This is a genomic window from Calothrix sp. NIES-2100, assembly GCF_963875285.1.
Lineage (GTDB): Bacteria > Cyanobacteriota > Cyanobacteriia > Cyanobacteriales > Nostocaceae > Aulosira.
Window position 1 is genome coordinate 2,108,493 of the sequence record NZ_CAWNLA010000001.1, and the last position, 15,866, is coordinate 2,124,358.

The 15,866-nt window shown below is 42.1% G+C and carries 20 protein-coding genes and 1 pseudogene; 12 read left to right on the plus strand and 9 right to left on the minus strand.

Features of this window, described 5'->3' with window-relative positions:
• Nucleotides 1–65: 65 nt before the first annotated feature.
• Nucleotides 66–1,049: an AraC family transcriptional regulator gene (locus AACU32_RS09025; RefSeq protein ID WP_096599267.1), complete on the minus strand. Its 984-nt coding sequence runs from the start codon at nucleotides 1,047–1,049 to the stop codon at nucleotides 66–68.
• 182 nt (nucleotides 1,050–1,231) lie between these two features.
• Here AACU32_RS09025 and AACU32_RS09030 point away from each other — a divergent pair, with 182 nt between their 5' ends.
• From AACU32_RS09030 to AACU32_RS09050, 5 genes are all read left to right on the plus strand, one after another.
• A complete protein-coding gene (locus tag AACU32_RS09030; protein WP_339377686.1) occupies nucleotides 1,232–1,660 on the plus strand; it encodes a (R)-mandelonitrile lyase in 429 nt (142 codons plus the stop codon).
• A gap of 193 nt (nucleotides 1,661–1,853) precedes the next feature.
• The gene (locus tag AACU32_RS09035; protein ID WP_096599268.1) at nucleotides 1,854–2,597 is read left to right on the plus strand and encodes an SDR family oxidoreductase; all 744 of its coding nucleotides are present in this window, start codon (nucleotides 1,854–1,856) and stop codon (nucleotides 2,595–2,597) included.
• Nucleotides 2,598–2,858: 261 nt separating this feature from the next.
• A complete protein-coding gene (locus AACU32_RS09040; protein WP_096599269.1) occupies nucleotides 2,859–3,866 on the plus strand; it encodes an aldo/keto reductase in 1,008 nt (335 codons plus the stop codon).
• Between the two features lie 253 nt (nucleotides 3,867–4,119).
• The gene (locus AACU32_RS09045) at nucleotides 4,120–4,569 is read left to right on the plus strand and encodes an aminotransferase class I/II-fold pyridoxal phosphate-dependent enzyme (protein WP_339377687.1); all 450 of its coding nucleotides are present in this window, start codon (nucleotides 4,120–4,122) and stop codon (nucleotides 4,567–4,569) included.
• A 35-nt stretch (nucleotides 4,570–4,604) separates the two neighbouring features.
• Nucleotides 4,605–4,841 carry a hypothetical protein gene (locus tag AACU32_RS09050; protein ID WP_339377688.1) on the plus strand — a complete coding sequence of 79 codons (237 nt, stop codon included), beginning with the start codon at nucleotides 4,605–4,607 and terminating at the stop codon, nucleotides 4,839–4,841.
• Nucleotides 4,842–5,086: 245 nt separating this feature from the next.
• Here AACU32_RS09050 and AACU32_RS09055 read toward each other — a convergent pair whose 3' ends face one another.
• Together AACU32_RS09055 and AACU32_RS09060 are read right to left on the minus strand one after the other, a co-directional pair.
• Nucleotides 5,087–5,713: a thioredoxin family protein gene (locus AACU32_RS09055; protein WP_096599270.1), complete on the minus strand. Its 627-nt coding sequence runs from the start codon at nucleotides 5,711–5,713 to the stop codon at nucleotides 5,087–5,089.
• A 139-nt stretch (nucleotides 5,714–5,852) separates the two neighbouring features.
• Nucleotides 5,853–6,941 carry an aliphatic sulfonate ABC transporter substrate-binding protein gene (locus AACU32_RS09060; RefSeq protein WP_096599271.1) on the minus strand — a complete coding sequence of 363 codons (1,089 nt, stop codon included), beginning with the start codon at nucleotides 6,939–6,941 and terminating at the stop codon, nucleotides 5,853–5,855.
• 651 nt (nucleotides 6,942–7,592) lie between these two features.
• Between AACU32_RS09060 and AACU32_RS09065 the strand changes: the two genes are divergently transcribed.
• Nucleotides 7,593–8,276 carry a glutathione S-transferase family protein gene (locus tag AACU32_RS09065; RefSeq protein ID WP_096599272.1) on the plus strand — a complete coding sequence of 228 codons (684 nt, stop codon included), beginning with the start codon at nucleotides 7,593–7,595 and terminating at the stop codon, nucleotides 8,274–8,276.
• A 342-nt stretch (nucleotides 8,277–8,618) separates the two neighbouring features.
• Here AACU32_RS09065 and AACU32_RS09070 read toward each other — a convergent pair whose 3' ends face one another.
• Nucleotides 8,619–9,314: a class I SAM-dependent methyltransferase gene (locus AACU32_RS09070; protein ID WP_339377690.1), complete on the minus strand. Its 696-nt coding sequence runs from the start codon at nucleotides 9,312–9,314 to the stop codon at nucleotides 8,619–8,621.
• A gap of 237 nt (nucleotides 9,315–9,551) precedes the next feature.
• Between AACU32_RS09070 and AACU32_RS09075 the strand changes: the two genes are divergently transcribed.
• The 6 genes and pseudogenes from AACU32_RS09075 to AACU32_RS09100 all read left to right on the plus strand — a co-directional run bounded on the left by AACU32_RS09075 (nucleotide 9,552) and on the right by AACU32_RS09100 (nucleotide 11,663).
• The gene (locus AACU32_RS09075) at nucleotides 9,552–9,944 is read left to right on the plus strand and encodes a hypothetical protein (protein WP_096599274.1); all 393 of its coding nucleotides are present in this window, start codon (nucleotides 9,552–9,554) and stop codon (nucleotides 9,942–9,944) included.
• A 54-nt stretch (nucleotides 9,945–9,998) separates the two neighbouring features.
• Nucleotides 9,999–10,127, plus strand: a complete 129-nt coding sequence (locus AACU32_RS09080; protein WP_339378738.1) for a hypothetical protein — start codon at nucleotides 9,999–10,001, stop codon at nucleotides 10,125–10,127.
• Nucleotides 10,121–10,174, plus strand: a pseudogene (locus tag AACU32_RS09085) (hypothetical protein); the annotation flags it as partial. The gene AACU32_RS09080 and the pseudogene AACU32_RS09085, both read left to right, overlap by 7 nt.
• Nucleotides 10,175–10,300: a GNAT family N-acetyltransferase gene (locus AACU32_RS09090; RefSeq protein ID WP_339378739.1), complete on the plus strand. Its 126-nt coding sequence runs from the start codon at nucleotides 10,175–10,177 to the stop codon at nucleotides 10,298–10,300. It begins immediately after the preceding pseudogene.
• A 26-nt stretch (nucleotides 10,301–10,326) separates the two neighbouring features.
• Complete coding sequence (locus tag AACU32_RS09095; RefSeq protein WP_339377691.1) at nucleotides 10,327–10,581, plus strand: class I SAM-dependent methyltransferase; 255 nt, start codon at nucleotides 10,327–10,329, stop codon at nucleotides 10,579–10,581.
• Nucleotides 10,582–10,700: 119 nt separating this feature from the next.
• Nucleotides 10,701–11,663, plus strand: a complete 963-nt coding sequence (locus AACU32_RS09100) for a HEAT repeat domain-containing protein (RefSeq protein WP_096599276.1) — start codon at nucleotides 10,701–10,703, stop codon at nucleotides 11,661–11,663.
• A gap of 109 nt (nucleotides 11,664–11,772) precedes the next feature.
• Here the strand turns inward: AACU32_RS09100 and AACU32_RS09105 are convergent, their stop codons facing one another.
• The 5 genes from AACU32_RS09105 to hpxZ form a co-directional block, all read right to left on the minus strand.
• Nucleotides 11,773–12,576 (minus strand): sulfite exporter TauE/SafE family protein, encoded by an 804-nt coding sequence (locus AACU32_RS09105; protein WP_096599277.1) that lies wholly within the window; start codon nucleotides 12,574–12,576, stop codon nucleotides 11,773–11,775.
• A 308-nt stretch (nucleotides 12,577–12,884) separates the two neighbouring features.
• Nucleotides 12,885–13,583 carry a DJ-1/PfpI family protein gene (locus tag AACU32_RS09110; RefSeq protein ID WP_096599278.1) on the minus strand — a complete coding sequence of 233 codons (699 nt, stop codon included), beginning with the start codon at nucleotides 13,581–13,583 and terminating at the stop codon, nucleotides 12,885–12,887.
• Between the two features lie 103 nt (nucleotides 13,584–13,686).
• Complete coding sequence (locus AACU32_RS09115) at nucleotides 13,687–14,502, minus strand: class I SAM-dependent methyltransferase (RefSeq protein ID WP_096599279.1); 816 nt, start codon at nucleotides 14,500–14,502, stop codon at nucleotides 13,687–13,689.
• Nucleotides 14,503–14,618: 116 nt separating this feature from the next.
• Nucleotides 14,619–15,386 carry a methyltransferase domain-containing protein gene (locus AACU32_RS09120; RefSeq protein ID WP_096599280.1) on the minus strand — a complete coding sequence of 256 codons (768 nt, stop codon included), beginning with the start codon at nucleotides 15,384–15,386 and terminating at the stop codon, nucleotides 14,619–14,621.
• A gap of 74 nt (nucleotides 15,387–15,460) precedes the next feature.
• Nucleotides 15,461–15,847 carry an oxalurate catabolism protein HpxZ gene (gene hpxZ, locus AACU32_RS09125; RefSeq protein WP_096599281.1) on the minus strand — a complete coding sequence of 129 codons (387 nt, stop codon included), beginning with the start codon at nucleotides 15,845–15,847 and terminating at the stop codon, nucleotides 15,461–15,463.
• Between the last annotated feature and the right edge of the window lie 19 nt (nucleotides 15,848–15,866).

Here is a 15,866-nt window from a genome sequence, read left to right on the forward strand (position 1 = left end):
TCAGCTCTATGCCGTCTCCACAATGTTTTGGCTATTTCTGGCAAAATTAGGGCATATTGAGGAGATCATATAGAACTAGCAGTCTCCCTAGCAGCTTCTCGCAGCCGTTCCACATCGCGCATGGGTGGGGCACCAAAGAGCCGCTTATACTCCCGGTTGAAGTGTGAGGCATCATCGTACCCCACTCGATAGGCAGCACTGGTAGCGTCAAGGCTTTCCCCCAACATCAGACGGCGAGCCTCCTGGAGCCGCAGTTGCTTCTGGAACTGCAAGGGACTCATTGCAGTGACAGACTTGAAGTGATGGTGAAAGCCCGAGACACTCATTCCCAGCTCGCGGGCAATGCTTTCAATCCGAAGTGGCTCGTTAAAATCTTTACGAAGTCGCTCCACTGCTCTGGCGATGTGGTAGGTGTAGCCACCCAGAACTGCAATATGACGGAGCCGATTACCTTGCTCTCCCATCAGGAGTCGGTAAATGATTTCCCGCTTAATCAGTGGTGCGAGAACATGAGCTTCAGCAGGGGAATCTAGAAGCCTGACGAGCCGCACTACAGCATCCAAAAGATTTGCATTCAACGGACTTACGTCAATCGCTTTCACATCAGCACGGCTGCGCGATGAGGGATACCCTGCCTCGACCATCACTGAACCAACGAGGGTGGGGTCGAGATCCAGGCGAAGGCTAAGGTACGGTTGCGCCTTTGACGCTTCCAGAATTTGGCTGACAATTGGCAGTTCGACCGTAGCCAGCAGATAATGCATCGGGTCGTACTGATAGCGATCGCTGCCCAGAAGAACTTCTTTGCTACCCTGAGCGATCGCACAAAAGGCAGGGATAGAGACACTATGAAGGCATTCCGAAGGCGAAGAGGAGCGGTTGAAGTGCAATCCTTTGAGCGGCTCAATCGTCCCATCATGACGAATAGCCTGTGCAATCCGCTCTTTCAGTTCGTCTCTGTTAGCTTGCGCTCTGTCTACCTCGCGCTTTGCCTGCGGGTCGTTCATTAAATCGATATCGGAAGTTTCACTCGTTTTGCCAGCGTTCATTTCTAAGTTTGCAGGATTGTACAACTATCTTAGACGATCGTCTTATCGCTTGCCCTTGAAGATTCTTAGAATGAAGCTAAAGTAATGAAAAATGATTTCGGCTTCTTATAAGCATTCTGGATTTTTATTCAAGAGAAAACTCAGTTTTGATTGGGCAAGAGACTTGCCTGCTACCACCCGAAATGGCATCAAGTGAAGGAATTAAGAATATGGACATTAAAAGAAGTGGCTCACAGCCTTCAGCCAAAGGACTGTCCGAGTATTTTACAAGTACTGTCCGCATTGACCCCTTATTTGAGGCGCACGAACCAGCACGCACGTCTGGAGCCAGTGTCACATTTGAGCCTGGTGCGCGGACAGCATGGCACACTCATCCATTAGGACAGACCTTGATCGTAACGGCTGGCTGCGGATTTGTACAGCGATGGGGCGGCCCTATTGAAGAAATTCGTCCGGGGGACACGATCTGGTTTGAGCCGGGTGAGAAGCATTGGCACGGTGCCACGCCAACCACAGCGATGACGCACATCGCTATTCAGGAATGGCTTGATGGTAAGCCTGTGGACTGGCTGGAAAAGGTCAGCGACGAGCAGTATGGAGGAATATCTTAGTGTTGTTGAGATGGTTTTCCATCAAGGGGAAAAACTGCCAGCAGAGAATGTTGATTTTGGTTCTCGCCCTTGTGAGGATACGCCAACGGACTCATTATCCTCGGAAAAATAGATGGTGGCATCGAGGCATTTAATGTACCTGGCTCTGTAGAAGTGAAAATCGAGCTTCAATCGCAATAAAGAGGGTACGGAAATGATTAAAGACAAAGTTGTGATTATTACTGGTGCATCATCAGGGATTGGTGAAGCCAGTGCAAAATTGCTTGCAAGCAAAGGCGCTAAAGTCGTATTGGGCGCGCGACGCGAGCAGCAATTGAGACAATTGGTTGATGAAATTCAAAAAGCTGGCGGACAAGCATTTTATCAAGTGATGGATGTGGTTAACCCATCGGATAACGCCCAGATCGTCAAGCTTGCCAAGGAAACATTTGGAGGCGTCGATGTTATTTTCTTGAACGCTGGCATCATGCCCACTTCTCCACTTTCTGCCTTGAAAACTGATGAATGGCATCAAACGGTTGATATCAATATCAAGGGTGTGCTAAATGGTATCGCTGCGGTGTTACCAACTTTTATTAGCCAAAAGTCTGGGCATGTGATCACAACTTCATCGGTCGCTGGATTAAAAGCTTATCCAGGTGGTGCTGTGTATGGTGGGACGAAATGGTTTGTACGCGATTTCATGGAAGTTCTACGTATGGAATCTGCTCAAGAAGGAACTAACATTCGGACTGCGACAATTTATCCTGCTGCAATTAATACTGAGTTGTTAGATCGGATTACTGACCAAGATGCGGCTGAAAAAATGACAGCGTTGTATAAGCAATATGGTATCTCACCAGATCGAGTAGCCAATGTTGTGGCGTTTGCGATTGACCAGCCAGAAGACACAAACGTGAACGAATTTACGATTGGCCCAACCAGGCAGCCTTGGTAAGGATAGTGCTGGTGGTTCGGCTGAGTGCGATCGCAGCCTTGCAAGAGATTACCTCTGGCGGTGCAGAGTCGGTACTGGAGTGTGTGGGCAGCGAGTCTAAAGTGACAAAACAGGGTTAGGCTCGGGTCATCTCTGTATTCAACATGGTGTCCAACAAAAGACGCTTTAGTGTCTTCAAGTCCCAGCGCAAAGTCACTAGACCCACACTCGTCTACTGCGGGGATAATTCTAACCTTTAATTTAAAGACAGGAGTTCAAACAATGCAAAAACGAAAACTGGGAAACAGTAATCTGGAAGTTTCGGCGATTGGGCTGGGCTGCATGGGAATGAGCTTTTCCTATAGCCCACCCAAAGACACGCAGGAGATGACCGCTCTTCTTCGGGCCGCCATCGAACGCGGCGTTACATTCTTTGATACCGCCGAAGTCTATGGCCCGTTCACAAATGAAGAGCTTGTGGGCGAAGCCCTCGCTCCCTTCCGTGGGCAAGTGGTCATCGCCACCAAATTCGGATTCGACCTGAGTCCTAATTCCGATCCCCGTGGAATGAAGGGTTCACCTGGGCTGGATAGTCGGCCGGAGCGCATCAAGCAGGCTGTAGAAGGTTCGCTCAAGCGACTCAAGGTGGAGACAATCGACCTGCTCTATCAGCATCGGGTTGACCCAAACGTGCCGATCGAAGATGTGGCGGGAGCGGTGAAGGAACTAATTCAGGAAGGTAAGGTGAAGCACTTTGGACTCTCGGAAGCAGGAGTGCAAACGATCCGTCGCGCCCACGCGGTTCAGCCTGTCACTGCTCTTCAGAGCGAGTATTCGCTGTGGACGAGGACTCCTGAAAAGGAAGTGATACCGACCCTTGAGGAACTCGGAATCGGCTTTGTCCCTTACAGCCCCCTAGGTAAGGGTTTTCTCACTGGCAAGATGGACGAAAGCACAACCTTCGACAGTTCTGACTTCCGCAGCACCCTACCTCGCTTCACGCCCTTAGCTCTCAAGGCGAATCAGGCTTTGATTGATCTGCTAGGCAGCATCGCAGAACAGAAGCAGGCGACACCGGCTCAGATTGCGATCGCCTGGCTGCTGGCCCAAAAGCCTTGGATTGTTCCGATCCCAGGCACCACCAAGCTGCATCGCTTGGATGAAAATATCGGGGCCATCTCAGTCGAACTCACGCCCAACGATCTGCGTGACATTGATGATGCCGCCTCCAGGATCACGGTGCAAGGAGCTAGATACCCCGAAAAGCTCGAGCAAATGACCGGTCGCTGAGCGGCAAAAAATGTGTTCTCTGCTTGCATTCCGTAGCTAGCGTCGGGCGGTAAATGCAAGTGTGATATCAATACGGTTCGGTTAAGGGGGAAAGGGAAAAGGGCCCATTCAAACCTTTCCCCCTTACTCCTTAACCTTTTCTCAGACCCTAATATTTCACGTCTTATCCTACTTTTTATTGGCTAATTATTGCTAAAATACACGTTAAATTTATCAATTTAAAGTAGTTTATAAATTATCTAGAGGCATCAACGTGACTCCGGTAGGAAAGCACAGAATTTCAGATAAGGCAAACCAGTTCACAGAGTCAGTCATTCGCGAGATGACGAGAGTCGCATTACAGTATGGTGCTGTGAATTTGGCGCAGGGATTTCCTGATTTTCCTTGTCCAGCAGAGTTAAAAAGAGCCGCAATTGAAGCAATTTCCGAGGATATTAATCAATATGCGATCACTTGGGGCGATAAAGCGTTTCGTCATGCGATCGCAGAAAAAGTTAAATGGTATTTAGGGTTAAATATTGATCCAGAAAGACAAATCACTGTTACCTGCGGTTCAACAGAAGCAATGGCGGCGGTAATGCTGGCTACTCTTAACCCTGGTGATGAGGTAATCGTATTTGAACCCTATTATGAAAACTACGGTCCCGATGCGATTTTAGCTGGTGCAATTCCTCGTTATGTATCCTTACATCCCCCTGAGTAGGTATTCCCTATTTTATCCCTCAAGGAGCTTACTATGTGTTTGCTGAAATTTCCAAATTTGGTTATCAAACTGATGTGGACTTCGCTACATATTTAATTAAAGAAATTGGGGTTGCCGTAGTTCCTGGGTCTAGCTTTTTTGCGCAATCAGAGACGGCTAAGAATTTTATTAGATTTTGTTTTAGTAAGCAGCCAGAAACTTTAGCAAAAGCAGGAGAGCGATTACTAAAATTACAATTAACCCCTGAGGGGAATTCAAAATTCAAAATTTAAAATTAATAGGAAGTCAGCGGGAAACTCTATCTCCTAGTGGTTGGAGTTTTTTTATATTATACCTATTTAAAAAAAGAATGTGACAGTTGGGTAGGGGCACAACATGTTGTGCCCTTATGAATAATTTTATGTGTCGCCAAAATTATTTGAATTGATTTAGGTGGGATGATGCAACAATAAAAAAAGGTGCGCGATCGCACCTCATCACACCTTATTCCTAGAGAGTCTATTGAATATCCAAATTTCTATACTGCAACTGCGGGTACTTTGTAATAAGCAGGTTCATTACCTGGCTTCCATTTAATATTGCAACCGATACTTGGCTTTTGTTCCCAAGTAATCACGCGATGTCCGGCGACAAGCCGCTCCGCGTCTACGCGCAAAACATCTTCAATGGCTCTGCGTAAATCAGCACCAGTCACAGGTTTATCATTTTTGGGACGGCTATCATCCAACTGTCCCCGATAAGCAAGCTTGCGGTTAGCATCAAACAGGAAAAAGTCTGGAGTGCAAGCAGCAAAGAAGTTTTTCGCAGATTTTTGGGTTTCGTCGTAAAGCAGAGGATAGGATAAATCCAATTCTTTGGCAAAGGCTTTGAGTAATTCTGGCGCATCTTCAGGGTGGGTATTGATATCGTTCGCGCTAATCGCCACAATTCCAATATTGCGATCGCTGTAATCTTTACCCAGTTTTGCCAATTCCCATTTAATATGTTGCACAAAAGGACAATGGCGGCTGAGAAATATTACTAACAATGCTTTTTTATCAGCAAAGGTAGAGAGTGAAATTGTTTCACCTGTAACCACATCTGGTAAATGAAAATCAGGTGCTAAAGTGCCTACAGGTATCATTGTTGAAGGGGTCAGTGCCATAGATATAAAACTCCTTGAGATTTAAAGTAAATATTTTGGGTCAAGAGTCAAAGGTAATGGGTAATGGGTAATGGGTAATGGGTAATGGGTAATTTGAATTTCTCCCCTTGTCCCTAATCCCCAGTCCCCAGTCCCCATCCTATTTTTGACTGATTGTGGGTGGTGTAATCGCTGCATACTGTTCATCCGTCAGCGTCGCTTCTTTAACATTGATCGGTTTAGGAATCAAGGCGTTTTTATAGAAGTAATCTGCAACTCGTTGTTGTTCCCTAATTAAATCTGGCGAAATGGCTCTTAATCCAAAACTACGACGGCTGATTACCAAATCCATCACATCTGGGGGTAGTTTTTGAAATGGTAAAATTAACTTGGCAGTATCCTTGGGATGCGCCTCAGCCCAGCGCTCAATTTTATCAATTTCTTCAATCACAATCCTAAGCAGTTCTGGATTTTCAACTGCAAACTGTTTTGAACCGATATAGTATCCACCAGGTGAATCAAGTCCTTCGCTAGTTTTAATCACCCGCGCCTTACCCAATTTTTCAGCTCGCGCTAGATGAGGATCTCCAGTTACCCACACGGGAATTTTCCCTTCTAAAAAAGCACTCGCCGCTTCTACGTTGGGTATGCTCAAAACTTGAATATCACTATATTTCAGACCCGCTTCTTCCAAAGCTCGGAGGATGAAATAGTGAGATGCAGAAGCTTTTTGGAAAACAACTTTTTGTCCTTTAATCTCTTTGATACTCTTAATCGGAGAATCTGTTGGAACAGCGATCGCACTTCCTTTCCCAGAATTTTCAGTCCGTCGCCGACCCACAACATAAGTGATCTGAGCGCCAGCAGCTTGGGCGAAGATGGGCGGAGTTTCTCCGACAGAACCCAAGTCTATTTTGCCGACATTCATTGCTTCCATCAGCTGTGGCCCTTGGGCAAATTGTGCCCATTCAACCTTGACACCCAAGGGTTCTAGCCGCTTTTCTAATACCTTGGTGACCCTAACTAAATCGCCTGCTTGTTGATACCCCATGCGGAGTACCTTAGTTTTGATTTTTGAGGTATTAGCATCCGATACATTGCTAGCAGGAGATTTATTATCTGCTTTTTGGCTTTGTTGTGTACAACTAACTAACGTCAACGATGTAGCTATGGTTAACAATCCAGGGACTACAAGCAGTGTAAAGCAACGAAAGATATTGATATATGAAGGTTTAACTGTGGCGGTCATAGGTTGTCTCTAAAATAGCACTGTGTTAGGGAGGTTAAGGACTAAGGTGTTTTTAGTCAGACGACCCTAAAAGGGTGAGCAAATCTGTGTTGGCTAAGTTTTCTTAGTTGGATTGGAGAATACTTCTAACAAACAACGAACAACAATAAATACGTCGATATTTGTTTATACCCTATAGATGTCAAGGGAATTAATTTGGAGGGACAGTCTTTCAAATCAATAATTTTTTGTACCAGCAATAACTTTAAGAAAAAAGCAGCAATTTTAGCTTGATTCTTAAAGCATCTGAATGATTTGTCTGTGCTGTATGTGCATCAGGCAAATTAAATACTGTTATTCGACCGACTTACCGTTGATTATTTAGCAGTATTGCATAACCCTCACGACAATACAAGTCTTCAGTTAACAAAGTATACGTAGCCCTAAATTTATTAATTACTAATTTTTAGATAAACTAAATTTATGTCAAAAGGAGCTTTCATCAGCTTTACAAGGCTTTTTCTGGTGTTGACAACATGATATAAAGTATTATACGGTAAGACGAGCGATTAACCGTATTTAATTAAGTGGCTGGTGTAGATACTTGTCAAAGTAATCTCAAAATTCATCATCTCCAATACCTCATCACGTAAAACACAAGGAAAGTAGTTCATGACTAACCTAAAGCTTTACTTCGCCAAAGCCTCAACTTTCTCCCAAAGAACCCGTGTTGTTTTGCTAGAAAAAGGAATTGAATTTACTCCTATTGAAATAGACTTACAAAATAAACCCGAAGGCTACACGCAGATTTCGCGTTATGGTAAAGTCCCTGCCATTAAACATGGGGATTTGGAGATTTATGAATCTGCCATTATCAATGAATATCTTGAAGAAGTCTTTCCAGAGCCAGTTTTATTACCCCGCGAACCTGGTGCAAAAGCGATCGCTCGTATTTGGATCGACTACGCCAACACCCGCTTTGTCCCTGCGTTTAACAAATTACTGCGCGGTAAAGATAGCGCTGAACAGGAACAAGGACATAGAGAATTTATCGAATCCCTCTTATATATAGAGCAAGAAGGATTAGGTAAGCTGTCTGGAAATGGCCCTTACTGGTTAGGGGACAAAGTAAGTTTAGTGGATATCAGCTTCTATCCCTGGTTTGAGCGCTTACCCCTTCTAGAACACTTCCGCAAATTCAGCCTACCATCAGAAACACCACGTATCCAACAATGGTGGAATACATTGCGCGATCGCGAATCAATTAAAGCTGTGGAAAATCCTGTCAACTTCTACATAGAAAGATTTAGCAAAGTGCTTGGTGAACCTACCGCAGTCGGTGCGGCTCAAAAATAGAGTAAGATATTTTCGCCATAAGTCCCTGCACATGAGCAGTAGCAGATCAATATTTATAGCTTTAATTTAGACAATTGGTGCAATAATAAGTCTTTGTGGCAAAATATTTTGAACCACAAAGACTTATTATTATTTAATATTCCAGACTACATGCGAGATTTGTTCAGCCCTGGAAGCGCTTGAGCATATTGATGCGAAATCAAAAAACCTCAATGCAAAAACCGTTGCGATTTATTATTTACTCTATATTGATGATGGTCAGCTTAAAGTTAGTCTATTAAACAAATATTTTTATATAAAATCACGCTTGATCCCAGTATTAAACCTACTTATTCTCACAGATTAATTCTCAAGCTTCGTAGCATTAGCATAGATAAAATAATGCTCTGTCAATTTTACATCAGCTATAAAACCGAATTCTGTCAGATGCTTTTGCAGTTCCTCTGGCTGATAAAAAACTTTCACAATTTGAAATTCTTGCCCATCATTTAACTTCCGGCTTTTATATATACTGCCATCATCATTAAGAATATGGTTATTAGCTGTAGATGTGGGTTCAAAGCGCGAGTCAATAATAAATAATTGCCCACCGACACGCACAGATTTATAAACTTTTCCTAGAAATGAGTTAAGTAATTCTGGCGGCACATGCGATAACCAGAAAGAGAAAAATACTAAATCATATTCAGCATCAGGTTGCCAAGCAAATAAATCTATTTGCTGATATTCTACATTCGGTGAATTTAACTTGCTGCGATTAATTGCAATTACTTCTGCTGAAGCATCAATTGCAGTAATTTTATTACCAATTTTTACAAGTTCTTGTGTCCAAATTCCCGTTCCACAAGCTAATTCTAAGATTTCGTCAGCTTGTCCAATTTGTTGTAAAGCTTGTTTGACAATCTCAATTTCTTGAAACCAGCGCTGGTTTATTTCCTCACCGCGATTGTAACGCCCAAGGCGATAGAACCACTGATCGTATTCGTCGGCTCTAGCACGATAGTAGGCAATTTGTTGTTGCAGAATGCGATCGGTCATTGCGAACGGCTCATCTGCTCTCATCAACTCTTGATAAATCTTACTTTAATTAACTGTATTTTGGTACATATACCGTAGTATTATGCTGAAATAATTCCATCGCTAGGTTTCTAGGCTACGCCTCAGAGACAGATTGTTGTTTTGTGATTTTTATCACTTCAATCTACGGTTATTCAATCCATTTACTGTAGATGGTTTGGTGTTGCCTAGGTGTTTACTTTTAGAAACAGAGTATTTATGTTGTCCAAGCTCTTTTCATCTCGAATATTAAACATTTTTCTTGAATCTCTGCAAAAGTTTCAGCAGCGAAGAATCCGGATTTTTTCTATACTATTTGCAGTTGGGCTTGGCTTAGTTTTATTTGTTTCAGCTTGTTCTTCAAGCACAAGCCAGCAAGCAACAACAACACCAACCACAACACCCACAGAACAGACAACGCCAACACCTAATCAGAGTCCAGCAGTCAGCAGTAATACAGTTAGGATCGGCTTTCAGAAAGCGGGAACTATTTTAAGTGCGTTAAAAACCAAAGGCGATTTAGAAAAAGCCTTAGCGGCTTCTGGTGCTTCTGTTACCTGGAGTGAATTTCCATCAGGCCCGCCAATGTTAGAGTTTATGATGTGGCGGTGAGATAAGTTAATGAGTAATTAACCGCGATAAACGCCGATAAAAAACTCTTTGCTAATGACTACAGATAAAATCCAAATTAGATTGGCTGAGGGTAAAGATGCAGAGCGAATTGCAGTGCTTTGCGATCAGCTTGGATATTCTGCTACGTCGCAACAGATAAAGCAACGCCTTGTGCAATTTTAAAACTAGGTTTTGAGCAACTCTCTTTAAAAGAGGTAGTTTGCTTTACCATGACCACAAATTTAGCATCCCAGCGCGTCATGCAAAAGTTAGGATTTCAATATGAACGCGATATGATGTATGCAAATTTACCCCATGTATTTTATCGCCTTAAGGTGACAAATGACCTAAGTTAATTAATCTCAAAAAATCTGGTGTGCAAATGCCTCTTTATGATTCAATTGGTAAACAATATACAAAAACTCGCGTTCCGGACTATCGCATTGTCCAGAAAATAATTGACTTACTTGATTTACCGCAAGGTAGCATTATTGCTGATATTGGGGCGGGTACTGGTGGCTACTCACAAGCACTAGCTAATCAAGGATTTTCTGTTTATGCTGTTGAACCATCATCGGTGAAAAAGGAATGTCCGACAAATGCAATTACAGTGCAAATTCCGTTTTTGTTACGTTAAGGCGGCCAAATTATAGTGAGGTGAGCATTGCCCACCTTACAAATATATTAGTTTTTATCAAAAAATGAGAGGAATAAAAAGGTGATCGCTAAACTATACCTATTTTATTAGGATTCAAAATGTCAGCAAATATAGATTCTGAATTAAATGAATGGTTGGAAATGTTGCGATCGCCTGATGTAAGCGATCGCTTGGTGGCGGTAAAAACCCTGCAACACTTGGGTGATGAGGCGGCTATTGATGCGCTAATTGTCGCTTTGCAAGACGAAAGCACCGCCGTGCAAAAAATCGCTGTGACTGCTTTATGGGAAATTGCCAATCCCGTTGCTGTTCCGGCTTTATTACCCTGTTTAGCTTCACCAGATGGCGAAATTCGCAGCGAGGCGCTGTCAGCTTTGGGTGAGTTGGTATCTTCCGAAGATTTGTTGCTGTTATTAGATGGGTTACAGCAACAGGATATCAACCTGCAATTGAACGTGTTAATTCTGTTGCAAAAGATACATGATGCCCAGTCACTCCCGGCGGTGCTATCCTTTTTTAAGTCGGAACATCCCCAACTGCGAGAAGCGGCTGTCACGACTCTTAGCTATCTCAATCAAGTGCAGATATGCCCACCCGCATTATCTTTAATCCGCGATCGCGATGAAAATGTGCGTCGTGCGGCTGCGCTGACGTTAGGGCATTTGGCAGATGCAGAGATAGTAGATTTACTTGGTAACGCACTAAATTATGATACCGATTGGCAAGTGCGCCGGAATGCTGCCAAGTCTTTAGCACTTCATCCTGATGCCAAAATTATTCCGACTGTATTAATTGCAGTGAAAGATGAACATTGGCAAGTGAGAAAATTTGCTATTCAAGTATTGCAGAAAATACCTGATATACAGTCTTTACCTGCACTAATTGAAGCGCTAACAGATGAGTATTCAGATGTAAGAAAAGACGCTGCAATCGCTCTTGGCAATTTGGGTATAAATGAAGCTTTAAATGCCCTCAAACAAGCGCTAGATGATCCCGATCGTGAAGTTAGTATCTACGCACAAAAGGCAATTCAGAAAATTGGAGAGGGCACGAGAACATAATGCGGACACAGCTTTATAATTACTCTGGAGGTGCGTTGCGCTGAGCGACAACACAACGCCAGTTGCTACAACGGAGGTTCCTCCGCAACGCACTGGCTCCCCTACATTTTTAAGCGGAAGGAGTTAATAAATCAATTGTACTTGCTGGCTGATTTTGTGATTGATATTTCCGCAATGTGATAAACGCTAGGATACCAACTACTGTTAAATAAATACGTTGTAACCAGACATTGCTCAACTTGAGAGTTAAACGTCCGCCAATTATTCCACCTATAAACATTGTAATACCAAGGATGATTCCTAAGTCGTAATCGACTATTCCTTGCTGCAAAAAAATTATAGTGGCAATTAAGGAAGAGAATATATTGATAAATTTAGTAGTTGCGATCGCTTCCACGAATGTCATCCGAAACAGCATGACATAAGCTGCTGTGAGGAGAGTGACATAACCACCACTGAAAAAACCTCCATAAATACCAAGAATAAACGTCACTACATAGCCAGCAATTTCTGCAATGCGTGGGGGTATAAGTTGAGATGGGCTGACTCCAGCATGACGATTAATTACTGATAATATAGCTACTACTATCATGGAAATAGAAATTATCAATGGCATTGATTTAGAGGGCAAAATCAGTACTAATAATGCTCCTAAAAATGACCCTACTATAGTTAATAACGTTAGTAATGGTAAGCGTTTAGGGTTAATTACTTTTTTGCCAATGAAAGGTAATGTTCCCCCAATACTCATTAAAGTCAGTGCAAACATATTGGTAGCGATCGCAGTTCGGGGTTCTATGCCAAATTCCAGCATTATAGGCACAGTAATCAGCGATGTGCTACCAGCAATCACGCTAAGAATGCTGGCAAAGAAAAAGATTCCAGCCAGCAGAATTATCTGCAAAATATCCACAGGTTAATTTTTAAAAGACTGATATTTAGTATTTTATTATTTGATTTGTTAATTATTTTCTTACTTATTAATTCTTAAATTCGGTAAAGAAATATACCAATATTTTTAGTAGCTTTTAGATAATGTTGGTAACAAATAAGTTGGTAATAGCGGTGTCTAGATCCCCGACTTCTCAAAGAAGTCGGGGATCTAATTTTTAAAATAAGTTGGTAAAAAAGCTGAGAATAAAGTAGTGTTAAATGCAGAGTTTGTTGAATTTAATTTTTTCCAAAAATGTGAAATAATCTATTAATTTAAGATTCGGCTAGTTACAATTGGGCAACTATCTTTTGAATAATTTGCCGACGTGTATCTTGACGATTTTGGCTAGCAGCTTTGACGCTGTTGATCAAAACCTCCGGCGCAGTGTGGGGAGAACCACTGTTAAAGGGGGGTTGGGGATTGTATTCTATTCCTAGTTGAATTGATTGGGCTATTACGTCACCGAATAATTCCGCAGCTATCACTAATCCAAAGTCAATTCCCGATGTGACACCACCGCCTGTAATGCGATCGCGATCGATGACAACTCGCTGTTCCACTACCTCAACTCCAAACAACCCCAACAAATCGAGGGATAGCCAGTGAGTAGTGGCGCGATAGCCTTGGAGTAACCCAGCCGCAGCTAGCAGCAGAGAACCTGTGCAAACGGATGTTACATAGCGGGCTGTTTTTGCTTGAGTTTTCAGGAAATCAAGAAAATTCCTATCTTCAAGTTTGGCATCAATACCTGGCCCTCCGGGGACAAACAACACATCTAAGGGTGGAGACTGAGAAAAAGTGGTATCAGGTAAAAACGTCAAACCGCGATCGCTCCGGATAGGTTCTAGAGTTTCTGCTAGCAGATATAAACTTGTATTGGGTAATTTGGCAAAAACTTCGTATGGCCCTGTGAAATCTAACTGCGTCACATTAGGGAACAATAAGATTCCTATTGAGATAGGAGGATGTGTTTCAATAGCACTCATGACTTATTTAAACTTTAAAATAGATAAAATATCAGGGCTAATATTTGAATTTTTAATCATCAGAGGTGGGAATTGCCCACCCTCCAAAAATCACCGATTTAATTTAAGCCCAATTGCGTACCACAACAATCTTGTATTGACGTTCTTCGGGTAAAATGTAATCAAATGAACCGTAGCGTTCTAAAACCCAAGTTTTTAAATCCTGAATAGCACGCGGAAAGATATCATCTGGGATACTCCAAGCTGCACTTTGGATTTTATTTTCTTGGTTTTCTACCAATTTACCTACAGTATCTTCAATTCGCCATTGGGCTGCAATTTCAGTTTCTAAAGTTGCACCTTGTGCTTCTAACTCTGCTAAAACCTCTTCTTCCGTCGCACCGTAAAGCGGTAAAGGATGACCATAACCATCTAAAATAGCTTTCCAATGCTCAGTAAATTCCCGTCTTGGCTCATTCACTTCTAAAGCAGCATTATTAGAGTTAGTTTGACCGTGAGTGTAGAGAAAAATACCACCTGGTTTCAAGACCCGACGAATTTCTGCTAGCGCCTGTTTCCAAGCAGAAATTAGGTGAAAAACATGAACAACCAACGCCACATCAAAGGAATTGCTATCAAAAGATAAAGCAGTAGCATCTCCTTTAATTGCTGTTAGTTTATGAGACACACCCTCTACCTTTTGGTGCAGTTCAGCCAACATCTTTTCTGAGACATCTATACCAGTGTAGGAATAGCCTTTTTTAGCAATTGGGACAGCAATTCTCCCAGTACCAATACCCGTTTCATAAAACTTAGTATCTGCTGTTGCTGAAACCAAATTTAGGATAAAGTCTGTCACTTGCTCAGATATTCCCGGTGGAAATCCTCTGGTAGCATCGTAAATATTAGAAACGCGATCAAAGGAAACAGTCGTAGTCATATATTAGTTAGTTGTCAGTTGTCAGTTGTCAGTTGTCATTTGTCAGTTGTCAGTTGTCAGTTGTCGTTGTTAAATACAGATGACTGATGAGTGTTAGAAGAAAATAGGTAATGTCATCATGGATTAAGTCCCCAAATTAAAATGCGCTTGTAGGGGAAGAAAAATGGACGTTCGTCTGGTAAGATGCTGAATAATTTTTGTTGATATGTGGCTACAAATTGCTCATAAGTTTGGGTATCTAACTGCGTTTCATAGGCGGTGAGTAACGTTCCCCGATACCATTCCACTACAGCTTCTCGTGATGGTAATAAATGCCCGTAAATTTGTAACTTTACTTGTTGTTTAACAAAGCCTAACTTATAAAGTAGTTTAGCATAAGCTACTGGCGAAAGTACTTCTAAGCGTCGCACATATCCATTTAGTTCTTGACTAAATTCCTTTGCTGTCTTTACAGCTAACTGATGCACTGGCTCATCATCCATTGCAGGAATTTGTATTGCTAATTGTCCGCCTGGTTGCAATTTGTCTCGTAATTTAGCAAATAATGTTTCGTGTTCTGTTACCCACTGTAAAGCAGCGTTAGAAAATATAACATCAAACTTACCGTCTCCTGGGTTATCCTCAATTTTTCCTTGCTCAAACCGCAACCCATTACCTGCAAATTGACTCGCTACAGATAACATTTTTTCGGAAGCATCAATTCCCACAGTCTCCTTTGCAGCTAATGTTTCATGGAGATACTTGGTTAACTTTCCAGTTCCACAGCCTAAATCTAAAACTCGTAAATTTTCTTGAGGACTCACCAAATCTACTAAGTCGTAAAATGGACGACTTCTTTCTGATTGAAATCGTTCATATTGTTCTGGATTCCATTTATCTGGCATTTTGATACCTTATGAAAATAATTCGTAATTCGTAATTCGTAATTATATTTTTCTCGTTGGTAGATAGGTTGATTTCATACTGCTAACAAAGAAACATGAGCAGAAACTATTTTCCATCCTTGAGGAAATTTATACCAAGTCTGGCTTTGTCTCCCAAAACGCTCTACATTATTGATAATGCGGCGAAATTCTAGAGTTACAGTTGCTGTATCCTTACCAAAAGTCACAACTTTAAGATGAGAAATTTCGCGTTCAATTTTTGGGTTAGTTCGAGAGGTGCGAAAATTGCGAATCTCTTCACTACCGTAAAGATTTTCTGTTACACCAAAACGTACTACTTCTGGTGCATCCCAAAATAAACTATCCATCACCTCTAAATTGTTATTGGCTAAAGCTTCTTCGTACTTGAGGTATAAATCAGTTACTTCAGCTACAACAGCAGGATCATTTACTGTAGTCATTGTTGTTATTTATTTACAA